The 22,957-nt window shown below is 44.5% G+C and carries 22 protein-coding genes; 7 read left to right on the top strand and 15 right to left on the bottom strand.

Features of this window, described 5'->3' with window-relative positions; genetic code table 11:
* Positions 1–170: 170 nt before the first annotated feature.
* Both MKY44_RS04105 and MKY44_RS04100 read right to left on the bottom strand, forming a co-directional pair.
* On the bottom strand, positions 171–1,514 hold the full coding sequence (locus tag MKY44_RS04105; protein WP_341006109.1) for a HAMP domain-containing sensor histidine kinase: 1,344 nt from the start codon (positions 1,512–1,514) through the stop codon (positions 171–173).
* On the bottom strand, positions 1,507–2,199 hold the full coding sequence (locus MKY44_RS04100; protein WP_341006108.1) for a response regulator transcription factor: 693 nt from the start codon (positions 2,197–2,199) through the stop codon (positions 1,507–1,509). Before MKY44_RS04100 ends, MKY44_RS04105 begins: the two co-directional genes overlap by 8 nt.
* 159 nt (positions 2,200–2,358) lie before the next feature.
* Here MKY44_RS04100 and MKY44_RS04095 point away from each other — a divergent pair, with 159 nt between their 5' ends.
* Both MKY44_RS04095 and MKY44_RS04090 read left to right on the top strand, forming a co-directional pair.
* Entirely contained in the window at positions 2,359–3,120 is a 762-nt protein-coding gene (locus MKY44_RS04095; protein WP_341006107.1) for a TVP38/TMEM64 family protein, read from the top strand.
* Positions 3,121–3,164: 44 nt separating this feature from the next.
* Entirely contained in the window at positions 3,165–3,740 is a 576-nt protein-coding gene (locus MKY44_RS04090) for a GNAT family N-acetyltransferase (RefSeq protein WP_341006106.1), read from the top strand.
* Positions 3,741–3,937: 197 nt separating this feature from the next.
* Here MKY44_RS04090 and MKY44_RS04085 read toward each other — a convergent pair whose 3' ends face one another.
* The 3 genes from MKY44_RS04085 to MKY44_RS04075 form a co-directional block, all read right to left on the bottom strand.
* Entirely contained in the window at positions 3,938–5,104 is a 1,167-nt protein-coding gene (locus MKY44_RS04085) for a cobalamin-independent methionine synthase II family protein (protein WP_076253801.1), read from the bottom strand.
* 209 nt (positions 5,105–5,313) lie between these two features.
* Positions 5,314–5,832, bottom strand: a complete 519-nt coding sequence (locus MKY44_RS04080) for an HNH endonuclease (RefSeq protein ID WP_341006105.1) — start codon at positions 5,830–5,832, stop codon at positions 5,314–5,316.
* A gap of 153 nt (positions 5,833–5,985) precedes the next feature.
* Positions 5,986–6,555, bottom strand: a complete 570-nt coding sequence (locus MKY44_RS04075) for an SF0329 family protein (protein ID WP_192136012.1) — start codon at positions 6,553–6,555, stop codon at positions 5,986–5,988.
* A 252-nt stretch (positions 6,556–6,807) separates the two neighbouring features.
* Here MKY44_RS04075 and MKY44_RS04070 point away from each other — a divergent pair, with 252 nt between their 5' ends.
* Positions 6,808–7,863 (top strand): ankyrin repeat domain-containing protein, encoded by a 1,056-nt coding sequence (locus tag MKY44_RS04070; RefSeq protein WP_341006104.1) that lies wholly within the window; start codon positions 6,808–6,810, stop codon positions 7,861–7,863.
* A gap of 96 nt (positions 7,864–7,959) precedes the next feature.
* On the opposite strand, the gene MKY44_RS04065 is transcribed toward MKY44_RS04070, so the two are convergent.
* Positions 7,960–8,934 (bottom strand): tRNA dihydrouridine synthase, encoded by a 975-nt coding sequence (locus MKY44_RS04065; protein ID WP_341006103.1) that lies wholly within the window; start codon positions 8,932–8,934, stop codon positions 7,960–7,962.
* Positions 8,935–9,322: 388 nt separating this feature from the next.
* Between MKY44_RS04065 and MKY44_RS04060 the strand changes: the two genes are divergently transcribed.
* From MKY44_RS04060 to MKY44_RS04050, 3 genes are all read left to right on the top strand, one after another.
* Positions 9,323–9,529: a DUF2536 family protein gene (locus tag MKY44_RS04060; protein ID WP_341006102.1), complete on the top strand. Its 207-nt coding sequence runs from the start codon at positions 9,323–9,325 to the stop codon at positions 9,527–9,529.
* A 260-nt stretch (positions 9,530–9,789) separates the two neighbouring features.
* The gene (locus MKY44_RS04055) at positions 9,790–10,671 is read left to right on the top strand and encodes a GNAT family N-acetyltransferase (protein ID WP_341006101.1); all 882 of its coding nucleotides are present in this window, start codon (positions 9,790–9,792) and stop codon (positions 10,669–10,671) included.
* A 283-nt stretch (positions 10,672–10,954) separates the two neighbouring features.
* On the top strand, positions 10,955–12,721 hold the full coding sequence (locus MKY44_RS04050; RefSeq protein ID WP_341006100.1) for a leucine-rich repeat domain-containing protein: 1,767 nt from the start codon (positions 10,955–10,957) through the stop codon (positions 12,719–12,721).
* A gap of 118 nt (positions 12,722–12,839) precedes the next feature.
* Here MKY44_RS04050 and MKY44_RS04045 read toward each other — a convergent pair whose 3' ends face one another.
* The 7 genes from MKY44_RS04045 to MKY44_RS04020 all read right to left on the bottom strand — a co-directional run bounded on the left by MKY44_RS04045 (position 12,840) and on the right by MKY44_RS04020 (position 20,069).
* Positions 12,840–13,190, bottom strand: coding sequence for an S-layer homology domain-containing protein (locus tag MKY44_RS04045; protein WP_341009777.1), 351 nt, complete (start codon positions 13,188–13,190; stop codon positions 12,840–12,842).
* Positions 13,191–13,291: 101 nt separating this feature from the next.
* Positions 13,292–14,965, bottom strand: a complete 1,674-nt coding sequence (locus MKY44_RS04040) for a GTP-binding protein (RefSeq protein WP_341006099.1) — start codon at positions 14,963–14,965, stop codon at positions 13,292–13,294.
* 1 nt (position 14,966) lies between these two features.
* On the bottom strand, positions 14,967–15,866 hold the full coding sequence (gene cysD / locus MKY44_RS04035; RefSeq protein WP_076333411.1) for a sulfate adenylyltransferase subunit CysD: 900 nt from the start codon (positions 15,864–15,866) through the stop codon (positions 14,967–14,969).
* A 288-nt stretch (positions 15,867–16,154) separates the two neighbouring features.
* Positions 16,155–16,262 carry an S-layer homology domain-containing protein gene (locus tag MKY44_RS31495; RefSeq protein ID WP_445670673.1) on the bottom strand — a complete coding sequence of 36 codons (108 nt, stop codon included), beginning with the start codon at positions 16,260–16,262 and terminating at the stop codon, positions 16,155–16,157.
* A 19-nt stretch (positions 16,263–16,281) separates the two neighbouring features.
* Positions 16,282–16,419 carry a hypothetical protein gene (locus MKY44_RS04030; RefSeq protein WP_341006098.1) on the bottom strand — a complete coding sequence of 46 codons (138 nt, stop codon included), beginning with the start codon at positions 16,417–16,419 and terminating at the stop codon, positions 16,282–16,284.
* Positions 16,420–16,780: 361 nt separating this feature from the next.
* On the bottom strand, positions 16,781–18,565 hold the full coding sequence (gene rlmD / locus MKY44_RS04025; protein ID WP_341006097.1) for a 23S rRNA (uracil(1939)-C(5))-methyltransferase RlmD: 1,785 nt from the start codon (positions 18,563–18,565) through the stop codon (positions 16,781–16,783).
* Between the two features lie 622 nt (positions 18,566–19,187).
* The gene (locus MKY44_RS04020; protein WP_047840512.1) at positions 19,188–20,069 is read right to left on the bottom strand and encodes a diacylglycerol kinase; all 882 of its coding nucleotides are present in this window, start codon (positions 20,067–20,069) and stop codon (positions 19,188–19,190) included.
* 525 nt (positions 20,070–20,594) lie between these two features.
* Here MKY44_RS04020 and MKY44_RS04015 point away from each other — a divergent pair.
* Positions 20,595–21,311: an NPP1 family protein gene (locus tag MKY44_RS04015; RefSeq protein ID WP_341006096.1), complete on the top strand. Its 717-nt coding sequence runs from the start codon at positions 20,595–20,597 to the stop codon at positions 21,309–21,311.
* Positions 21,312–21,416: 105 nt separating this feature from the next.
* Here MKY44_RS04015 and MKY44_RS04010 read toward each other — a convergent pair whose 3' ends face one another.
* Together MKY44_RS04010 and MKY44_RS04005 are read right to left on the bottom strand one after the other, a co-directional pair.
* Positions 21,417–21,833, bottom strand: a complete 417-nt coding sequence (locus MKY44_RS04010; RefSeq protein ID WP_341006095.1) for a DUF4395 domain-containing protein — start codon at positions 21,831–21,833, stop codon at positions 21,417–21,419.
* 79 nt (positions 21,834–21,912) lie between these two features.
* Positions 21,913–22,836, bottom strand: coding sequence for a ketopantoate reductase family protein (locus MKY44_RS04005; protein WP_341006094.1), 924 nt, complete (start codon positions 22,834–22,836; stop codon positions 21,913–21,915).
* Between the last annotated feature and the right edge of the window lie 121 nt (positions 22,837–22,957).

The raw sequence follows: 22,957 nt of genomic DNA, 5'->3' as shown, positions 1-22,957 counted from the left end.
TGTAAGAGCCATGCTGTCGCATGGCTCTTTTTGTATAGTGTGAATGGTAGAGCGATGTTCATTCGCCCATGCCTATTAGCAAGCTTCTCCACTACAGCAGTCTAAGGTAACAAAATCAGACAGCCAGAGAAATCCCACGGAAGACAATCAGCATCATTTCAAGAGATTCGTTATATATGAGTCTGTGTTGGTTTATTGATGATGACAGGTAGCGTAATCTGTAGTGAAAAGATATCCTTTTCCTGCGACACCGTCAACGTCCCGTTATGCTGCTGAATCATTTTCTGACAACTAACGAGCCCAATTTCGTTGCTATCATTCTTTTTGCCACCATGTTTAATCTTATTCTCCACCGCAAGAATGACCCATTGTTGCTTCAAAGAAATCTGGATATGAACGGGATGCCCTGGATCTGCGTATTTTCGAATATTAGAAAATATGTTATCCATTACGCGACGCATGGCGACTAGATTGATTTCCAGCAAAAACTCCTCATGATGTGCATCTGTCTGAACCTGCACATCTATATCGTCCAAAACCACTAATTGCTCATCTATGAGTTGATCGATAAGTGCTCTGCCCTCATACATTTCAAATTCTACTTCCTCTTCTTCAGCGGCCGAGGATACCGTGAAATATTCGAATAGTTTGTCTGACAGCACTTTGATCTGATAGGCCTTCTCCCGGCTATTATGAATATACTGCAACAGATCCTCATGTGTCTTATATTTGTTGAGCTCTATGATATCCATATATCCTAATAGAATCGTGAGTGGCGTTCGCAAATCATGGGAAATCGCCGTGATCAATTCACGGTTGGCCATCCTGACCCTCTCCTCGCTGTCCAGCCGCTCCACAAATGATTTCCGCATCTCATCAATACTCTGGGCCAGAGATGACAGTTCATCCTTTCCCGATATCGTAATCGAATAATCCAAATTTCCACCTTCGAGTATTTTGATCTCTTGTTCAAGCACCCCAATATAAGATGTTTTCTTATTAATCATCAGTAGAAAGGAAACAATGAACACAATGGCCGCTATAAAAACACCAATAATCAGAATGAGGTTGTAATATTGATACTCATAAAAGCTAACCAAGTATATCTGGGCATCCTGATCCGCAAAATGGATGGTGGTGATGGGTATCTTTGATGGCACGAATTGAGTTAACAACTCTTCATTAATGGCAGGATCAATCTCCGTGTTGGAGGAAAATATCAATTTGTCTTTTGCAAAAATATACAGATTTAAGTAGCGCTCATGTCTTATCCAAGCAGACAATTGCTCATGATCACGGGTTGACACGTTCTGGTTATCCACAAATGCTTCAAATCGATCAAGCGCATCTTGCTGCCTGTTCTCTACAAAAGTGGATTTGCTTAAATAACTATCCAATACAGTCTCGCCAACAACTTGTAAAATAACGAGTGCACTTATGGAAATAACCAAAGAAATGACAACCGCCAGAACCAGTTTAATCTTCAGCTTTTTTCCGATTAATAATCTATTCAATTTTGTACCCCTTCCCCCAAACGGTCTTCACATATTTAGGGTTCTGCGGGTCATCCTCTAGTTTGCCTCTCAAATTACGAATATGAACCATCACCGTGTTATTACATGTATAAAAGTAGGGTTGCCCCCAAACACTCTCATATATATTTTCTGCCGAGAATACCTTTCGTCGCTTCTTAGCCAACAGCAGCAAGATCTGGTATTCAATTTCAGTCAGAGCAATCTCCTTCTCCCCAACAAACACGGCTTTTGAATCCTGATGGACGGTAAGATCCTTAACGATAATTTGGTCCTTTTCTTCGGTCTTCTCTTTGCCACGATATACATAATACCTCCGCAGTAAAGCCTTCACCCGCGAAACGAGTTCTGTATAGGAAAAGGGTTTGGACAAAAAGTCATCACTGCCTGAGGAAAAGGCCAATTGTTTGTCAGAATCCTGCGTTTTCGCCGTGAGAAACAGGATCGGTGCGCTTGTTTGTTCACGAATCTCCAGACACGCCTTCAGCCCCGATTTATTGGGCATCATCATATCCAAAATAATGAGATCCGTCTCTTCGTTCACTTTATCAATCGCATCTTGACCATCTATCGCTTCAATCACTTCATAATTCTCACTCTCTAACAAAATCCTTACAATTTCACGAATTTCACTGTTATCATCAGCAATTAGAATTTTCTTGCTCATCTGATCCCTCCGTCTAATTTCAGTATAATATGCGCTATTAGCGACTACCAGCAAATACAATCGACTTAAGAATTCTTCAGAAGTTATGTAGGTATCTCTTAATAATTTCGTCTTATACTGTAAATATGTAGAAGTTATTAGACAAAGGGGTCGTCAGGTATGCCACAACCTTCGAAAAAAGTAATGATTAACATATTGTTGGGTCTGTTCATCATGTTGTCCATTGGTCTACTGGTGTATTATTCTCCTGCCCTTATTAAAATCATGTCTTCCATAGACAACTTCAGAGCATATATTCATTCAACAGGCCATTGGGGTCCGGTCATGTTTATTTTATTCCAGATTCTTCAGATCGTGGTTGCACCTATTCCAGGAGAAGTGGTACAGATTGCAGGCGGTTATATCTATGGGGTTACACTTGGGTCCTTGTATACTACAATAGGTTTGATTATAGGCTCAGCGATCGCCTTTTATTTCACTCGTTTTATCGGTCGCGCCTATATTTCACGGCTAATGCAAAAGAAAAATAATAAGTGGATGTCGTTAATTCATGATGAGAAGAAGTTCTCCGCTTTTTTATTCATCTTTTTCGTAATTCCCGGCTTGCCCAAAGACATGCTTGTATTTGTCGCCGCACTTACATCGATTAGTTCGTTTAGGTTCTTCACGATCCTTATCGTTGGTCGTCTGCCATGGATCATCGCATCTACCGTTGTAGGGTCCACGATTCATATGCAACAATACACAATCGCCATTATTATTTCTGTTATCGCTGTAATCGGGTTTGTACTCGGTTATATCTATAGGGAGAAATTGGTGGGATTGTTCTCCCGGTCAGACAGTACCAAAGCCAAACCCAAGGCAATACCCAGTTATAGTACGAATAGGGCGTCTCGTAAAATAAAAAGAGATACAACATGAACAAAGCCAATCTATTGATATGAAAACCGGAGGTAAATCATCTTATGCAAATACTTAAAACCAATCGATTAATCCTGAGAAATTTCACCGTAACGGACGCAGCCGGACTATTGGAATACACGGCAAATCCCAGAGTAAATTGTTTTATGGATCAACGAATTTCAACATTGGAAGACGCTGCGGCAGAGGTCGCAAAAAGAAGCAGTGACGATTCCCACATCGCGGTTTGCCTGAAAGACAGTAACGAGTTGATCGGTGAGCTGTTTGGTATGAGGGAAGATCGGGATTCCGATACAGGTAAGGATTCGAATTCAGATACGTATAGTATTGGTTGGAATTTTAATGGAAGATTTGAAGGAAAAGGATACGCCAGTGAGAGCGCCAATGCTTTCATCGAAAATCTCTTTATGGAACAGGGAATCAGACGACTGTACGCCTATGTCGAGGATGATAACTTCCGTTCTCAGAAACTGTGTGAGAAGCTGGGCATGCGCCGGGAAGGGCTTTTTTTGGAGTTCATTTCATTTGTCAAAAATGAGGACGGCACACCGAAATACGAGAATACGTATCAATATGCTTTGTTGAAAAAGGAATGGCTGGCAAAGCGTGAATCGCTGTAATAAAGAAAGACATGCTTGCCTCATCATTAGTTTAAAAAAGTTATAGAAATGAGAACGTACCATACGTACGTTCCACAACAAATACGGCGGCTTCTCCCTGGATAGATTCCAGAGGGAAAGTCGCCGTTTTATTATCGTGCAGAACACTATTGATCAAGCAATGTGTTTATAAGGTCACAATACATGCAGCTTGAATCCTAGACGGTGCTGCCCCAATATTGCTTTGCAATCTTCTGCCCTTGATCAATCTTCGCCCATTGCTGAGCTTCGCTTAATTCGTTACCACCATCGCAGGATGCAAATCCGCATTGGTGAGACAACAGCAGCCGATCCTTATCGATGATTTTGGAAGCTTCGTCCAGCAAACGGACAACACGTGCTTCATCATCGAGTGTACTCGTTTTGGATGACAACAGACCCAGTACAATTTCCGTTTCAGGTCTGTCCTTGAACACTTCCAGAGCTTCAATTGAACCCGCACGATCATCATCCCACTCCAGGAAGAAACGGTCATACTTCAATTGCTTCAGGAACAGATTCGCAATTTTGGCATACGATCCACCACCCATGTTGCGGGAATCATAATTGCCGCGGCAGTTATGTGTCCACATTTTCAAGCCAAGGCTATGACCAAAGTCAATCACGGTATTATTAATATCAATGAATTCGGTAGCAAGACCCTTTACTTCATCTTGATTAATATTTTCCCCTGTAAAAGGAGAGTTCGGGTTGTCGTCTGCAAACAGTTCCCACAAGCAATCATCGAATTGTAGAATTTTACCGCCCACTGCAGCGAATTCCTCCACGAATTCCTTATACGCGATCACAAGACCCTCTTTGAGTTCCTGTATGTTTTGATATACAGCATCCGTTCCACCAATGTTATCCGACCAGGAAAGCTCACCGAAAATATGGGAAGGAGACGGTACGCAAAGTTTGGTTTGTTGCTCGCCAGCCGTGTCTTGCAGTTGTTGGAACAGTTGAATGAAATGATGGTTCTTTCCACTCAATTTATCAGTGATGCGCAGTCCAATATCTTTGCGTGTTTCATATTTCGAAGTTCCGTCCACATCTCTGAAAAAATAGCCGTGATCCGCGATGTAACGCTTCACTCCGCCAAATCCCCATACAAAGTCCAGATGCCACATCGATTTGGAAAATTCGCCATCGGTAACCACGGACAAGTTATGTTCGATTTCCTTTGCGACAACTTGTTTGATTGCCTCTGTCTCACACTTCTCATATCCTTCGTAGTTTTCATAGAACGGATATTGGATATCATCATTATGTTCAATTTGTGTTTTATATTTCAGCAGCTCATCTGGCCGCAATAAACTTCCTACGATCTGGAACTTATCAGTCATGTAAAAAACCCCCTCGTTGTATACAATGATCATATCACGCTGAGAGCAGTTAGAAGGGATACTAAAAAACCATAACTGGTTATAGTTAAAAGCTATATCAAAACGATTAATAGAGAGTTTAAGCTTGGATCGAGAAGCCTACAGGATTACGTTGAGGTATAGATGTTTTAATTTCCTTAATAACATTAGCTACTTATTCTATTGTCCCTTTAAGTAATTTCATTATATTTTTTCAACGCAACTCTAAACATGCCCGCCAATGTTGCAGAATTCAGATATGGATGTCCGAAATGATATGTTGTGTTTCTTATCTGCTCTCTAACAATCTCACTAAACATATCAATGTTGGTTATGCTTCTCTCTGCAAACTCTTGATTCAAAGTTTTACCATAGATAAACTCATATTCTTTCATTCCTTGTTCTACCCAAAATGTATCATAAAATGTTGTGCCATATGCTCGGAGCCAATCCCACATAACATCCTTATCGGCAATATTCGGATTTTCTAAATGACATCTACGACATAGCAAAACAAGATTAGAAGCACTATCTTCACCGCCTAAAGAGTCAGGAATAATATGACACCTTTCTAATAGTTCTTCACACCCACATCTCCAACACCTCTCTAATGCCTCGGATACATCAACACTTAAACCACATTCATCAACAATTGAAAACCAATAATCTACGATGTCTTTTTTTGGCGTTTTAATTTTTGTATTTGCCATGTGGATGTCCTCCCATCATCTTACAGCACACGTGATACATGATGCATTGTGTAGACTCTATATACAATAAATTTAAGTATTGATGTTAACGCTGACACTAGTCTCAATCTAAAATTGTAAAAATCTTCTCCCAACAATATAAGTCTTTTATTTTCACAACGTACGACGACGCAGTTCATAAAAATACTGAACGGCTGGATGCTTTAATTTGACCTGCTCCGACATGTTTAGAATTCGCTTTTTGCCAACTCGTCTGTCCATTAAAGCCAGAATATTAAATAAGATATCCTTGCTCTCCAAATTATCCTCTATAGAAGTTGATAGATACGTCGTAGCTGCAACAGTAAAATTCGATTTACTAAGTGCGGTCTGAGCCAACAAAAGCTCTTTGGCATGTACGGAGATTTTTCTACTTCTTGCCATGACTTGAAGACGATCCTCGGGAATGGGTCCTTTGGAATCTTTTCTGATAGCTTCAATCTCTTCATCGCTCACAGGAATCATGATTTCCGGGTCGCTCTTGATCTCCTGCTCTGACTGATACCATCGGATTGGGGTTGTTGTATCACTCATGTTGAGTACATTCTTTTTATCTACAGTAATATAACAATTGCCTGATTTATCAGGTGAATAGCGATAGCTGGTGGCACGGTACTCCACCCTTCCAACTAACGCAGGACTAAGAAAACTCTCCAGTTGTTGCTTCAATTTACTCCAGGACATAAATCCTCCTATTATCAAAAGCCTACCGCATGAATTGCGGCGATCATTTCAAATATTTTTCAATCCGTCTCCAGTATCAACATTCATCTAAATTATAACATAGCAAACCAAATTGATGATGGAAGAAACCCAGTTATTGGTTTTGAATTCCCCTATGTGATAAAATTGCAGAAAATTATCTACTTACTATTAAATCGTCATAACCTACCATTGGAACATACGTTGTTATTCACAAAAGAGAGGAAGAGTGTAATGGCTACGAAGAAAGCAACCTTACCTGCTCATATGGAAAAACTCGTTAAAGATAATGATACCGCTACCGTAAAAGAGGTCTTCGAGCAATGCGAATGGGATGCCCGCGGGGGCTACAGCAAAGGTACGGCCCTCAGCTTTCGGCATATTTCGGATGAATTGGTCCGCTGGCTGATAGATCAAGGGGCAGATATTAATGCACGTGACAAATATCAACGCACGCCTCTACATGCTCATGCCTCACACTGGTCAGGAAATGTACCCCTGTTCCTTGAATTAGGTGCGGATCTGGACGCTGTGGATTACCAAAATGAAACACCGTTACATGCAGCGGTCAGTGGGTATAGAACCAAAGTGGTTCAAGAGTTGGTAAACCAGGGCGCTACGATTAACGCAGAAAATAAACAGGGTAATACGCCATTAGCTAAGGGGTTAGTCAATTGCAGGAATAGCGATATAGTTAATCTGGCAGAGATTGCCGCAATTCTGCTGGATGCCGGAGCATCGGTCACCCCGGATATGAAAGAATCGGTGAAACGGATCGGTAAGGATTTTGAATTCGTCCGTGAGAAGTTCAATAAGGACAAGGTCGATGGAGTTTCAGACGCGCTGATCAAACTGTACCGTCTATTTGATGTCGAGCCTGTAGCGAATCGGATCATGCACGATGGAACTGCACCCATTCAGGTAAAGGCAACCACCTGGCCCAAGCAGCACCAAGAGCTGTGGGAATATCTCATCCCGGCTCAGGGCCACGCTCAAACGGTGCAGGGAGAGGTCATTCGCATCACAGGACGTGTGTCCCATGAAGTATTAGATAATGGCGGAGGAAACTGGGATGCGGAGTATCGCAAGATGCTAGATGCGCTGATTCGTCACCTGGGCTCTGGTACGCCACTCGCCCCCGCACTTCTCCAAGAGGCAGCAGACTTGGTCAGCAGGCTTCGCAATGGATACGATTTTGATGCGCCTGCCAGATTATCCGAGTTGGCTGTGTTATGGGTGCTTGCCAATCCTCAACCGGTCGCTATGGAAAAGCCTGCGTATACGCGTTAAACAGAAAAGCAAAAAAAGAAGCGGAAGAGTTACCGCTTCTTTTTTTTGCTATTAATCTACCTGAATCATACTCCGTATCCATGATTAGGTCTTACTCTACTCCACCTGTTCATTACTTTTAAACTCATCGAGCAATTCGCGTACTTTAGAAGTGGTTTTGGCGTTCATCAAGCTGTTTCTCAGCTCACTAGCACCCCGGAAGCCACGAACATAGATTTTGAAAAAACGGGCCAGCGGGCTGAACGAACGTGGTTCAAGCTTGGAATATTGATCATGGAGATCCAAATGCAGCCGTAGCAAATCAAGCAATTCCGTGCTACTGTGTTCCTTCGGCTCCTTCTCAAAAGCAAACGGATTCTGGAAGATACCGCGTCCAATCATAATGCCATCCACACCATATTGCTCCACGAGTCTCAGGCCTGTCTCACGGTCAGGAATATCCCCATTAATCGTCAACAGTGTATTAGGAGCTATCTCATCACGCAGTTTCTTAATCTCCGGAATCAGTTCCCAGTGTGCATCCACCTTGCTCATTTCCTCTCTCGTACGCAGGTGAATAGACAGATTCACGATGTCTTGCTGCAAAATATGAGTTAACCAGTCCCGCCATTCATCGACCTCAGTAAATCCGAGACGCGTTTTCACACTGACCGGCAGTCCCCCGGCTTTCGCCGCCTGAATAATCTCCGCCGCAAGGGCTGGCCGGCAGATCAAGCCGCTTCCTTTTCCATTCTCCGCAACATTCGCTACAGGACAGCCCATATTAATATCAATACCTTTAAAGCCTTCCTTTTCCATACCAATGCTCATCTCGCGGAAAAACTCCGGCTTATCTCCCCAGATATGAGCCACAATCGGCTGTTCATCCGCTGTAAACGTCAACCGTCCACGCACACTATGGTGCCCCTCCGGGTGACAATAACTCTCTGTGTTCGCAAACTCCGTAAAAAACACATCCGGTCTCCCCGCTTCACCTACGACATGCCGAAACACAACATCCGTCACATCTTCCATCGGTGCCAGTATAAAAAATGGTCGTGGCAATTCACGCCAAAAGTTTTCCTTTGTCATCTCAAAAGCTCCTCTATACATTCCAGGACAGTTTTTGTCCTCATTAATAGTTAAAATAGTAAAACTCGTAACTCATGCATCTGCTTGCCTATCATTTACATGATCATTCGCAGTTTCGTTACGATTCACATTATGGTGTCCTAGCTTCTTCTTCACTTATACCATGCAAATGTAACTTTGTTCAAACAGCAGTATCTGTTATTACTTCCATTAGACCTTCAGATTATTGAACGTTCGATGATCTCAAAATTGCCCTTTCCCGATTTTATCACGTCTTTATTAGATTTTCAGCCCGATTGCACTTGCCGAACTGGAAAAGCTCCTCTAAAATGAAGCTCGACAGGCTTTTAACCTGCAAATCGAGATTTTAAGGAGGCCTGAATGATATATGGAAATTTCACTGGATATGATCAAAGACAAAGTCGAATGCTTGCAGGCTTATGACTTCCGTGAACTCGAACGAGCGATCGAAGAGCGAATCGGAATGAACAAAGCATTAATACTGCGCGTGAAGCAGGTTCAACATCAAGTAACATTTGACCCTTTTCGCAACAAGATGTTATATAGTGCAATCGTGCATTTTGCCGTAGATTAATGGACCAAGATTCTCAATAGTGAAAAACAGTTCACTGACTCAATTGCATTTAAGCATATCCTATAAAGCATGCAAAAAAAGAAGACGCGAACTCGCTCGCGTCTCTTTCCGTATCATACTCCACTTTCTCTTGTTACAAATCTTGCTTATCCAACAACAACTTATAAGCAGAATTGTCACCTGTAATCATATTTTACATAGTTAAATACGGGATCGTACCACTATACAAACAGTCATTTGAGGATTAAGGGGGTAATACCATGCAAGAATTAATATTTATGAAGAATTATAAAAACAATGAAGTGCTGCGCAAGAGTTTTTTTGAGCTTGCTGTCAACACGTTTGAGATCAATTTTGAAGATTGGTATCAACAAGGATACTGGGGCGAGCGTTACATCCCTTATTCATATGTCGATGGAGACCAGGTTATTGCCAACGTTTCCGTTAACATCCTTGAGCTCATCATTCACGGTGAGAAGAAAAAAGCGATTCAAATCGGCACGGTGATGACACATCCTGATTATCGGGGGAAAGGACTCTCTACACGTTTAATGAATAAAGTTTTAGAGGAATACGAGAACAAGTACGATTACATGTACCTTTTTGCCAATGAATCGGTGCTTGATTTTTACCCCAAGTTTGGGTTTAAACCCGTGGAAGAACATCTTTTTTCGATGAATTATACGGCAATAAAATCACCCGAGCCTGCGAATATCCGAAAACTAAATGTAACTAACGCGGAGGATTTACGTCTTATTCAAAAATTGGCATCGGAAAGATTGCATGTTTCTCAGCATTTCGCAACCCATCATGCTCAAGGAATACTCATGTTTTATTGCCTGAATGTCTTTAGTGATGATATTTATTACTTGGAAAACGAAAACGTCATTGTTATTTATCAGAAAGAAGATAATCATATTGAGCTCTTCGACGTTGTTAGCTTAAAGGAAATGAATATGAAAGATATCTTGAATAAGATTGCAGATAAGGATACGGAGAAAATAACCTTTCATTTCACGCCAGATGCAACAGATGATATCGTTCTAAAAAGTTCGATCACCAATGAAGGTTTATTTGTAAGAACCCATGGTGAACATCTCTACCCTGTGCAAGTTAAACATCCGATTACTTCGATCGCTTAATGATTTATTTAATGATGCCTACCACCAGCCATACTTAAAAAAGATCAAAAAGGAGCAGGATTTCCCTGCTCCTTTGCTATGTGAAACTTCTTTCTCTCATCAAACGTAAATTCACAAGGTATAATGAAATCAGATGACCGTTCAGCATGATCTTATGACCATCATAATGAAGGAGGGGACATTCGTGGCGTTTATCCCGCTAAACTGCCCCAATTGCAACGGAAGAATTGAATACAAGAAGGATGAGGTTTTAAAGTGCCCCTATTGTGAAACAGAGCTTTTATTGAAGCAAAATCATGTCTATTACGTAGACCAGACCATTAATCATTACCATGGAACGCCTCCCAAGGCAACGCCGAAGCAGACTGCCTCCGTAAAGGTAATGCTGATACTGATGTTCGTCCTAGCTGGCGCCATCGGTACTTATTTTTATTATAGCAACAGCTCCACCTATCCAAAAACAGAAGCCAATCTGCCTGTACGAAAGATGCCTGAAAGCGAGGTTCTGCTCTCATTTTTGCGAGATATCTTCGATAAAGGGGCCGCCTTGCCAACAGAGGAGGAATTGGCTCGTATTCGCTATTTAACCGTAGAGCATTCGGAGAATGATCAGTGGAAGTTTACATATAGCCTCTCCGATCCCTTCAGTGATGAACAGGCCGAAAAGATCACTTATATTACTCAGGATAAGAAACTGAATAGCCAGCGGATTGATCAGCGAGATTTTGAAGCTTTTAAGGGACTGACGGCATTGGACCTGACGAATACCTATGAAATATCCCAGACGGACCAAACCACTCTGGCCCATATGCCCGGATTAAAAAGTTATGCTGGCGCTTTTAACGAATCCTTCAGTACATTTTCGAGCTACTTTGGCGACAAGTCTAAAATTACGGAACTTTCCACTCAGCTTCGCAGCAATCAGGAGTTGGCCCTACTACTGGAATTCCCCAATCTGAACTCTTTATCCATTACCTATGTGGATGAGTCTGTAACAGATTTTCACTTGTTAAACCAATTGCCAATCAAGTCCCTGTCGCTCACCTTTGTCGATGAACTCGGATGGTTGTCGTCCATGACCGGGCTATCATCCTTGTCTATACAGTACAGTGAAACCACAGACCTGCAGCCGCTATATGCCTTGACCCAGCTTCAGGAGCTTCAGTTGTCCTATTTAACGAACGTAAAGTCCATCGACTTTGTGCAAAATATGCCTGCTCTACAAACGTTAGATATCGAAAATGTAAACTTCTCCAGTCTGGAGCGCTTGGCTGGTAAAAACTCCATTACTACGCTGCGCCTGGCTTCTCTAAGTCAGCTTGGTTCGGTAAAAGCCATAAACAGTCTGCCCTCTCTGCGGAAATTAACGTTGTCTGGCTACTACGAGAATGCAGAAGCGCTGACACTGCCTAAAGTAGAGCGAGTGGAAATACCAACCTCCTTTCTCTCGGGCCTGAAGGCGCCAGCTGCAACCAGCCTGACGCTCCGTGGCGGAAGTGGCGAGTTGAACTTGGCTGCGCTGGGTAAATTCCCGAAACTGGAGCAACTCTCGCTCTGGGAGATCAGTGAAATAACCCGTCTTGCCGCCTTGGACGGCTTGTCCAGCCTAGAGACCCTAAACATTTACGACTCATCACTATATAAGGAGAGCGATGCTTTATTTCGTTTAAATCAGGTGAAATCTCTGATGTGCTCCGAGTGCAGGCTGAACTTTGAACAAAAGGCGGCCGCGGAGAACAGCGTGCTTGAACATTTAACCTTAGAGCAGCCGTATTTCAGCATAAACAACACCTCTGTTACTGAAGTTGACCAAATGATGCCTTACTTTGCCAAACTGTCCGCCCTGCGTTCCTTCACTATGCAAGACAGCAATTTGGCTTCTCTCGAATTCATGATCAACTGGCAGGCCATAGAAGAACTTCATCTTGAGAACAATGCCATTTCCAATATAGAGACCCTAAGCCAGCTACCTAATCTGCAAAAGGTATATCTATCCGGTAATTCCGTACAAAACAAATCCGTGCTTGGTACGGGTGTGCATGTATATTAATTACCAATTGGGATGATGGGAGTTTTAGACTACTGTAGTTAGTAAATGGTATCGGAACAAAGAAAAAAGGGGCTCCCTTTATGCAGTTCTTCCTGCATGGGGGAACCCTTTTGGTGCTTTAAATCAAGTCAGAAGCCTTCAATATTCTTTGGACGATAGCTGCAACCTCAGCACGGGTGATGTTGGCTTTCGAAGTCAGTTCATGTGCTCCTCTGCCGCTGATCACACCCGCCTCAATACTTGCAGCAACAGCGGAATGATACCAATCGGAAGCATCCACATCTGCAAAAGGCGCCTTGCCATCAACTGGCTTCAGTCCCAAGCCTTTCATCATAATCGCTGCGAATTCAGCACGTGTCATATCCGTATTTGAATTATATAGATCGTTACCAATGCCATTCACAATGAGGCGAGAGCCCATATCATTGACAGCATCCTTAGCCCAATGATTTTCTACATCTTTGAACATCAACGGGTGCCATACCACTGAATACAGACTGTTCGTTAAGATGTTAGACGAAACAAACAAGCGGCTGCCTGATCGGCAACCGCTTTTATCGGACATGCTTATTAAATGTCGTAGTTATTCGAAGGACTGTGATCGATAACGGATTGCACGACTCGTTTAACCACGAATTTCGCGGCATCCTGGGTGGACATTCCGCCGATCTCGTCCGCGTTAACTTCGATAAATCCTTTACCCCCGATGATCTCTCGAGCTGTCTCAAGTTCGCCCGCACTGATAGAATCATGGGATACCAGTGAGATCAGGCCGGCGTCGTTCAACACCTTTGCCATCTCCGCCGTACCGCGGAGCGTTTCTCCACTGACGCTCTCAAGCAGCATCGTATGGTAACCGGATGACATTAGTCGCTTCTCCACTTCCTTGGCGAGAGCTACCGTATCCGAGCCAGCAAACCAGACCGTGAGCGGAGATTGTCCTTTCTGCTGGGCGCGAACATCTCTCGTGATCCCCGTATCCAGCGTGGCAAATCGGCTTTCTCCCTTCAGAGCTTGATCGATGACTCCGCAAGCAGACGTCATGTTGGTGACACGATCAATGAGGATAAAACCTCCGATGCTCTTATTGTGCTCAAAGGAATCGAAGACGATCTGATCCGACAGTGTGAATTCACACTTGGCCAATTCGTTCTTAACAATTTGATCGGCCGGAACGGTATGGCCCGTGTTAATGTCAATTTTATGGGTAATCGCCGTTACAGTGCCTGGAAGAGTCTTCGTTCCGACCTTTACCCAATAATGCTTGCCCGGAGTCAGGACGGAATCGTCCATCCACAGGATCGTAGAAGCGAAGCTGTCAGCTTCTTGGACTTGATTGTCTATCGTGAGCACGCAGCCCCGCGAGACATCAACTTCGCGGTCCAGTTGTATCGTAACCGGTTGGCCAGCATAAGCCGAATCCTGAGCTTGGTCCGTCACCAAAATCCGCTTAACCTTGGCTTTCTCCCGACTTGGCAGAGTCATGAGTTCGTCTCCGACCGAAATCTTTCCAGCCTCGATCTGGCCCTGGAACCCACGGAACGTATGGTCCGGTCTGCTTACACGCTGAACCGGCATCATGAAAGGCTTCGTATCATCGGTAGTATGAACATCTATACTTTCCAAATACGGCAATAAAGCTAACCCCTCGTACCAGGGAGCATTCGGCGACTGGGTTGTAATGTTGTCCCCTTCCGTAGCCGACACGGGAATGACCTGAATGCTCTTGATTTGAAATTCGGCCGTCGTTTGGATGAACTCTTCCTTGATTGCCTCGAACGTCCTCTGATCGAAGCCGACCAGATCCATCTTGTTCACAGCCAATACGAGATGCTTGATCCCCATCAGGGCGCAGATCCGGGCATGGCGTTTGGTCTGGGTAATGATGCCTTTGGTAGCGTCCACCAGAATGATGGCTAGATCGGCAAAGGAAGCGCCTACAGCCATGTTACGCGTATACTCTTCGTGTCCCGGTGTGTCCGCCACGATGAAGGAACGATGAGACGTCGTAAAATAACGATATGCCACATCAATGGTAATCCCTTGTTCGCGTTCGGCCAGCAAACCATCGAGGAGCAGCGAGTAGTCGATTTTGCCGCCTCGGCTTCCCAATCGACTATCGAGCTCAAGCGCGCGTTCTTGATCGGCAAACAGCAGCTTGGCCTCATAGAGCATATGTCCGATCAGCGTGGACTTGCCATCATCCACACTTCCGCAGGTAATGAATTTAAGTAGACTCTTCATGTTAGAAATAGCCCTCCCGTTTGCGTCGTTCCATGCTTCCCGCCGCTTCTTGATCGATAACCCGGCTGGTCCGTTCGGAAGATAACGCACCCAATGTCTCCTCAATGATCTCATCCAGCGTAACGGCATCAGACTCGACTCCGCCCGTGAGCGGGTAACAACCCAACGTGCGGAAGCGAATCTTCTTCATCTCTACCTTCTCGCCAGGCTCAAGCTTTATCCGCTCGTCATCCACCATGATGATATGCCCGTCACGATTAACGATCGGTCTTACGTCGGCGGAGTAAAGCGGAACGATATCGATGTTCTCCCGACGAATGTATTGCCAGATATCCTTCTCAGTCCAGTTGGACAGCGGAAAGACTCGAATGCTCTCTCCCTTGTTGATTCGCGTGTTGAACAGCTTCCACATCTCCGGACGTTGGTTCTTCGGGTCCCACGAGTGATTCTTGTTCCGGAACGAGAAAATCCGCTCCTTCGCACGCGACTTCTCCTCATCACGTCTTCCGCCACCGAACGCAACCGTGAATCCGTATTTATCCAATCCTTGCTTCAGGGCTGTGGTTTTCATAATGTCGGTATATGCGGAACCATGGTCGAAGGGATTGATTCCTTGCTGAATAGCCTCTTCATTAGAGTGCACGATCATCTCGATACCAAATTCCTTCGCCTTTCGGTCGCGGAACTCAATCATTTCCTTGAATTTCCAGGTTGTATCGATATGCATGAATGGGAACGGCGGCTTCTCGGGGTAGAAAGCCTTTAGGGCCAAGTGCAGCATGACCGAGCTGTCCTTGCCGATGGAATACAACATGACCGGTTTCTCGCACTCCGCTGCTACTTCTCTGATAATGTATATCGCTTCAGCCTCAAGTTGATCCAGATGTGTTAATTCTTGCATGGCAAGGCGGCCTCCTTTTAATCCTCACTAAAACCATCGTATTTATAAACTTATCCTATCAGATTCCATCTTTATTGCAAAGTGGAAAAAAGTAAAATTTATGATGTCTATGATTGAATCGACAATTTTCAGCATTGAATAGCGGTTCCTTCTATAATAAAATCGCCTGAAGGAATGATTTGTGCTGAGCTGCAAATGGAATCGGTTGGTTAACGATCTCTATTACAATCATGATTGAGGGCCATGGAATTTGAAAAAGCTGCCGCCTGTAAAGTACAGATAGCAGCTTCAATGAGTTGCCCAGATCCGGGACAGAATCACCGCTGCTTCAGCGCGGGTCAATAATTCAGTTGGTGCGATTTTGCCACCTTTTCCGTTGACGATTCCGCTTCGAATCCAGCACCACCTGATTGAGTTACCTTGCCTTGGCTATTTTGGAATGTTTCCTGATACACAATTTGTGAATTAGATGCCGATAGGCTATCAAGCCGCCCGGAAGAAGCAGAGCCGCTGCGAGTAACCCGGAAACGACCTGCTTAAATGATTTCCTCATTCGAAGTATTCCCCCCACACCAAATTTTTTATGGAAGAGAATTCTTACTCCAAATTAAAGGGGAATCTTAGTTTTTTACAGCACTATACCAAGTCTGATGCTAGTATGGAACATGCTCTTCATCCCGCCGATCAGGCCGCGGCAGATAAATTCATGAATCGATTTAGAATAGATTAAAAGACAAACTGAAAAAAAAGACGCTGGGTAAATTTCTTCCCAGCGTCTTTCATTTCTTTATCATCTGTTAGTTTTCTTCGGTTTAGAGCCTTAAGCATATTTGCGGTAATTCTGCTTCGAGTACTCTGTTATATAAACCAAGGATATTTGCATCAGACGATAATCTCTTAGATATCAATTGTTCTTAGTATCTGTAATTATCCCTCACCAACATCGCTACACTCTCCACATGCACCGTATGCGGGAACATATCCACTGGCGTCACCTCGACCGTCCGATATCCGCCATCCTCCAGCACACGTAGATCACGTGCCAAGGTGCTTGGATTACAGCTTACATACACCACTCGCTCCGGCTTCATCTCCAGGATCGTTTCCAGCAAACGTGGATCGCAGCCTTTACGTGGCGGATCGACAACGATCACGTCGGCCTCGATGCCTTGTTCTTTCCAGCGTGGAATAACGTCCTCGGATGCACCCACTTCGAACTTAACGTTACGCATATCATTCAACATGGCATTGCTACGCGCATCCTCGATCGCTTCAGGCACAATCTCTACCCCATACACCTGATCTGCATGTTGTGCGAGGAAAAGAGAGATCGTTCCGATGCCGCAATAGGCATCAATAACGGTCTCTTTGCCGCTCAGTCCTGCGTACTCTACCGTTTTGCCATACAACACTTCCGTCTGCACCGGATTTACCTGATAGAACGAACGCGCCGAAATGGCAAACTGCACATCACCGATATAATCATAGATTACATCACGTCCCCAGAGGACGCGGGTCTCATCGCCAAAGATAACGTTGGTCTGTTTCTTGTTCACGTTCTGGCAGATACTCGCCACATGCGGAATCGCTTCACGGATACTGCCAATCCATTCGTCTTTGTACGTAATGTCTCGACCATTGGTGACTAGAACAAGCATCATCTCGCCTGTACGGAACGCTTTCTTCACGACCACGTGACGCAGCAAGCCACGACCTGTCTCTTCGTTATATACGCTGATTCCGAAATGGCTGCCGATCTCCTTAACCTTCGCAACCACTTCGTCATTGTGCTCATGCTGAATGAGACAGCTCTCCATATCGATGATCCGGTGACTTCCTTTAGCATAAAATCCACCTACCAGACCACCCTCGGCAGCTCCAATTGGCACCTGTGCTTTATTCCGATAGCGCCATGGCTCGTCCATGCCCATCGTAGGCAGCACACGAATGCCTTGCTTCGCATCTTCTTCGCTCATGACACCTTCGAGACGAAAACGAATACGATTACTTCCAATCAATTGTGCTTCAGAAGATGCTTGTCCAGGCTCAGTTGTCTGATTCGCATCATGTTCCAACCGTTCCGCCAACTTAGCCTCATCAACTGAGGCGTCATCCTGCACGTTGGATGCCAGCGTTTCTGCATCCTCCACCATCACGTTCAACTTGCCAATCCGCTGCAAATTATCTACGACCAACTGGCGTTTCCACGCAAGCTGTCCGGCATAACTCATATGCTGGATCTGGCAGCCGCCGCACTGATCGTAGATCGGGCAAGGCGCGGACACACGATCCGGGCTGGCTTTCACGATCTCCAGCAGTTTGGCGTAGCCGTACTGCTTCTTGGTTTTCATCACACGCACACGCACGGTTTCACCTGGAAGCGCACCCTGCACAAAGAGCGTGTATCCATTCGCACGACCTACACCCTCACCGTCATGATTCATGCCAATGATGTCGATGACGGTCTCTTCATTTTTGCTAACGGGCAGTCCTTCGATTGGTGCAGATTCACGCGCTCTCCCCTTTGGACGAACGGCAGAAAGAGATGCGCCTTGTGGCCGCACCTCTTTTCCCTGCTGACGTGTAGATGGACGAGATGATTGACTTGGCTGACGGGACGCTGAAGCGTTCCCTTGCCCCTGAGAGGAAGCCGAATTCCGGCGGTTTTTTCCACGACCGCTGCGGTTCGTATTAGACAACGTACATTCACTTCTTTCTTCTTATATAGTACCCGCCTGTGCAGGCGAGGGAGAAATCTCTTTTTCATTTCGTTCCCGATTCTAACGAACCTGGCACACCTTATTCACATCAAAAATAACGTTCCGAATTTCTAATGAACTTCAGAAACGTTATATCAAGCTCAGATAGTGTTTTCCGATCTTTTCCGGTCATTTTCTCCAAAATAACGACGCTGAAATTCGTTAGATTCGCAGCTTCGGTGATTTCACCACATTAAGGCTTTCTGAGTTCGTTAGCCGCCAGCCGGCACTCGACCAAACTGTTACATTCAGCACGGTGTACCACATCGCAGTACCATCGAACTAGACCAGCACTTTTAACCTTCACTGTTCATGTTCACTTAATCACCACAATGTGCCCTGTATCAGCTCAACGCATAGTGACCACATGAGATTATACGCGATCCAACTGTACACAGCAACTGGAAAATACACTTCCATCACGCCTTACGGCAGAGCTGAATCCAACTCTCCTCAACAGTTATATGATACTATGCAACTACTGCTATAGCATCATAGCTTTTCTGAAGCGCTCAACATTGCTTTTCACAAGCGAACCACATTGCCCCCAGCACTCACATGCTTAACGATACAGCATCAAGTGATGACGCAAATTCGTAAACGTAGCTGGCAGCGTGCCGCCTAACTCTCCATCAAGGTTCAGTTGGACATATCCCGGGGACGTAACTTCCATATGACTCGTCTGGAAATGAACAACCTTCTTGTCGTTCAGATGTTCCCCACGCAGCGCAAGCGTTACGAGGCGGATCATATCAGCCAAATTACATTTCCTCACGCAAATGACATCGAACAGACCATCATCAATGGTTGCGCCTGGAGCCAACTTCTCGAAACCTCCGACCGAATTGGTATTGGCGATGAGGAATAACATGAATTCATCATGAATCTCTTCCTGACCGTCGGCGCGAATAATCAGCTCCTGAGGAGACAGGCTCGCCATTTTCTCAATACCCTTCATATAATAGGCCAGTTGCCCAATCATCGTTTTCAGACGACTCGGTACTTCATAGGTCAGTTCAGTCAATGAGCCGCCACCGGCGATGTTGATAAAATATTTATCATTCGCTTTGCCCAGATCGAGCGGGCGAAGCTGCTGGTTAATGACCAGATCCACGTAATCTTCCCACTGTCTCGGAATGCCGAGTGCACGTGCAAAATCATTCGTTGTTCCCAAAGGAAACACACCCAGCGGAGGACGGTTCTCCCGCTCGGCCATACCGTTAATCACTTCGTACAACGTGCCATCGCCACCAGCAGCAATAATCATGTCATATCCGCGCTCAATCGCAAGTTCAGCTTCTCGGGTTGCGTCACCTTCACCCGTTGTTGCGTGACATGAAGCTTCAATACCACCTTGATCCAAACGCTGCAAAATATCAGCCAGACGTTTCTTCATTTCTTCCCGGCCTGAGGTCGGATTATATATTAAGCGAGCTTTTTTCATCTCATACGCCACCTATTCCACATTATCCATGAGTCTAAACGACCTCATATTCTTACGTTGCATCAGTCCACAAAAGGGCATATTTTTTACACAATAATGACTTTGCGTTCATTCTGCTCTAATCTTTCGTCTTACCTATATCTATGCATCAGGAATTCCGTCTCATTCCAAAGCCTTTAACTCCTATCATATCATCAAATGTAAAGATGTCCTAGCCTGTAATCCATAAGTATATTTTTTCATATAGGTACCTACTAATCCATCCATTACCCAATAAACCTCACGCACCGATCCTGAATCTTCTCCACTACCTTTTATGTAAAATAGTCTGATTAATCAACCATTCTGCCCGCTTGGGCAGGAATTAGTCTTCGATTTCGATGATCTTCATATGATTATGACATAGATATGCTACAAATTTACAAATCTTAAGATGAAAAGATAAATAATATAAATCTTTTTCCAATATAGTTTTAGTGCACCCTCTACTTAGCACCACATCATACCCTTGAAGGAGAATTGTAAATGAAAAAAATCGCGTTAATGCTCATGGTTTCGCTTATGGCATGTATTCCTTGGGTCACCGTTGTTGAAGCAGCAGAAATTAATCATGATCAGGTTGTCGGATTCCAGGAAGTCACACCAGTCACCGTAATGCAACAAGCAGCCAAGCGTTTTCAGCCATTTCTAAAAGTCTATCATGGTTGTGTGCCTTTTCCCGCAGTGGATCAACAGGGCAATACCAGCGCTGGCTTGAATACATCCGGGTCATCGAATGGAAACTGTAGCTCAAGTACAGGACAGATCTACTCCCGTTCCGCTTGGCACAATGGGGTGTGGGCTATCATGTATTCGTGGTATTTCCCCAAAGACTCCCCTTCCTCCGGACTCGGCCATCGTCATGATTGGGAAGGTATCGTTGTGTGGGTCGATAATCCGGCAGCAGCCAATCCCCAAATCCTCTCCATCGCCTATTCCGGTCACGGACAGTTCACCAACGTCACACCGAGCAATACCAATACACAAGGTAACCGTCCGTTGATTTCCTATAATAGTACCTGGCCGCTGAACCATGAGCTTGGCGTTACTAATGCTGTGGGTGGAACTCAGCCTTTGATCGGATGGGACGACCTGACTTCTGCGGCACGAAATGCACTCAATACCACAAACTTCGGTAGCGCCAACGTGCCTTTCAACGATAACAATTTCACCAACAATTTAAACAAAGCCTGGTTCAGATAAGATAAAAAAAGAAAATCCCCTTCAAGTGAACAACTCACTTGAGGGGGATTTCGTTATGAAGTTATCGTAGTATCCCTGATACTTATATCACTTCTTCAGCCAACCTCAAAATCCGATTTTTCTGCCTGCACGCAGCTGTTTATACCAGAAATAGACGGTGCAGCCTACACAATAACCCAGCAGCGCCGCGCTTGCAGCCGCGAGAAGCATGACGGAGAATACATAACCTGCGGCTACCCAGCCAAGCGAGAACGAGATGAGTGCCAGAGACAGGAAGAGCACGGCCAGAATATTGTTGAATCGCTGCAGTTCCACTGCCTGCGTCTCTGTACCTTTACCAGTCAACACAGCTTTCCCAATTTGCACAAACAGATTAAGCTTGCCACTGGAAGCCAGTCCAACTACCTGAATGATCCACAGCAAGCCCAGAACTACCAGCGGATTGAACACAAACGAGAGTAAAACAAACAATACAATACCGACCTGATTCGCTTTCACATAACGCATGGGCACTTCTCGCATTTTTATATCTCCTTATCCCCATTTTATTAGTTGGTTTTATTGTAGTAGGTATTGGGTCAATGAGCAAGAGTTCACTTCATTATAGGATAGTAAAATCTCTTTTCAGCACGTCCCAATGGGGAGTCGGGATGCCTGTTGTCTTTTTCCAATCCGTGAATGCGTTACTTAAGGCTTCAATTTCACCAAAAGAACCCGCGACCAGCTTATGAACCGGAAGCATGCTATAGATTTTTAACAGGAGGTACAACGTCCGTTGATGCTTGCGAATAATTTTAGCCTGAATCTCCGGTATAATCGTTATGCCCATAGCCTCAAGCACGCTGAAGCCCTCATCCATTGCCCCAATCATATGTTGAATTTGCTTTCTGTTCCCGTCCAACTTGATCAACTCACGCTCCTCATTAAAACTCACCGCATTAAGCATCAGAATGGGGATGGTATGGCTTTTCAGCCAGGCATCAATATCGCTCAGAACATTTAACTTGTATTTCACATGTTGGAAAGCTTGGTCCAGTAAAGGTTTAAAGCCTATCTCTCCGTCCAGACTGCCGATTACCATTTGTCCGCTGCCTCCACCGATGGATAACATCCGGTCCTTTTCCCGCTTACCTCCACTCACCTGGAATCCAAACGCGACCTGTTTTGCCACCCTGCTGTTTACCTCCAAAAAGTTTTGCATGCTTCGCGCATCTGCGTTGTTACCCACAATCACAATATTACTGCTCTGATTCTCTGCCAGAATAGGTAACACTGAAGGAAAATCGTTATATTTCATGACAACAAAAATCAGATCATATTGGTCATCCACTTCCAACGTTCTGGCTACACGAACCTGATCAACTGTCGTTTTGAATTGAAAAATATGCCGGATGACGACTCCATCCTTCTCCAGCTCTTCTGCCCGCTTCCCTCTAGCCAGAATGGTAACATCATTGCCGCCGCGCACCAGAATGTGCGCCAGTTGACTGCCCAAAACCCCCGCACCATACACTAATATCTTCATTGGTTATCCCTCAATTTCATAGTTTATCAATATTCGTTGCTTTATGAACATTTGTTGATAAAATAAGAGTAACAAAGCACCTACTGTGCTTCAATCGTTAAAATATCCGTTTTTGTTGAAT

The organism is Paenibacillus sp. FSL R7-0026, assembly GCF_038004485.1.
Taxonomy (GTDB): Bacteria; Bacillota; Bacilli; order Paenibacillales; family Paenibacillaceae; genus Paenibacillus; species Paenibacillus xylanexedens_A.
This window is presented reverse-complemented; position numbering and strand designations above follow the sequence as displayed.

What these genes read in the sequence shown, in the direction of transcription:
- MKY44_RS04100 (WP_341006108.1), bottom strand. Translation starts at nt 2,199, where the DNA reads ATGAGCAAGAAAATTCTAATTGCTGATGATAACAGTGAAATTCGTGAA.
- MKY44_RS04095 (WP_341006107.1), top strand. Translation starts at nt 2,359, where the DNA reads ATGCCACAACCTTCGAAAAAAGTAATGATTAACATATTGTTGGGTCTG.
- MKY44_RS04090 (WP_341006106.1), top strand. Translation starts at nt 3,165, where the DNA reads ATGCAAATACTTAAAACCAATCGATTAATCCTGAGAAATTTCACCGTA.
- MKY44_RS04085 (WP_076253801.1), bottom strand. Translation starts at nt 5,104, where the DNA reads ATGACTGATAAGTTCCAGATCGTAGGAAGTTTATTGCGGCCAGATGAG.
- MKY44_RS04080 (WP_341006105.1), bottom strand. Translation starts at nt 5,832, where the DNA reads ATGGCAAATACAAAAATTAAAACGCCAAAAAAAGACATCGTAGATTAT.
- MKY44_RS04075 (WP_192136012.1), bottom strand. Translation starts at nt 6,555, where the DNA reads ATGTCCTGGAGTAAATTGAAGCAACAACTGGAGAGTTTTCTTAGTCCT.
- MKY44_RS04070 (WP_341006104.1), top strand. Translation starts at nt 6,808, where the DNA reads ATGGCTACGAAGAAAGCAACCTTACCTGCTCATATGGAAAAACTCGTT.
- MKY44_RS04065 (WP_341006103.1), bottom strand. Translation starts at nt 8,934, where the DNA reads ATGACAAAGGAAAACTTTTGGCGTGAATTGCCACGACCATTTTTTATA.
- MKY44_RS04060 (WP_341006102.1), top strand. Translation starts at nt 9,323, where the DNA reads ATGGAAATTTCACTGGATATGATCAAAGACAAAGTCGAATGCTTGCAG.
- MKY44_RS04055 (WP_341006101.1), top strand. Translation starts at nt 9,790, where the DNA reads ATGCAAGAATTAATATTTATGAAGAATTATAAAAACAATGAAGTGCTG.
- MKY44_RS04045 (WP_341009777.1), bottom strand. Translation starts at nt 13,190, where the DNA reads ATGTTCAAAGATGTAGAAAATCATTGGGCTAAGGATGCTGTCAATGAT.
- MKY44_RS04040 (WP_341006099.1), bottom strand. Translation starts at nt 14,965, where the DNA reads ATGAAGAGTCTACTTAAATTCATTACCTGCGGAAGTGTGGATGATGGC.
- cysD (WP_076333411.1), bottom strand. Translation starts at nt 15,866, where the DNA reads ATGCAAGAATTAACACATCTGGATCAACTTGAGGCTGAAGCGATATAC.
- MKY44_RS04030 (WP_341006098.1), bottom strand. Translation starts at nt 16,419, where the DNA reads ATGAGGAAATCATTTAAGCAGGTCGTTTCCGGGTTACTCGCAGCGGCT.
- MKY44_RS04020 (WP_047840512.1), bottom strand. Translation starts at nt 20,069, where the DNA reads ATGAAAAAAGCTCGCTTAATATATAATCCGACCTCAGGCCGGGAAGAA.
- MKY44_RS04015 (WP_341006096.1), top strand. Translation starts at nt 20,595, where the DNA reads ATGAAAAAAATCGCGTTAATGCTCATGGTTTCGCTTATGGCATGTATT.
- MKY44_RS04010 (WP_341006095.1), bottom strand. Translation starts at nt 21,833, where the DNA reads ATGCGAGAAGTGCCCATGCGTTATGTGAAAGCGAATCAGGTCGGTATT.
- MKY44_RS04005 (WP_341006094.1), bottom strand. Translation starts at nt 22,836, where the DNA reads ATGAAGATATTAGTGTATGGTGCGGGGGTTTTGGGCAGTCAACTGGCG.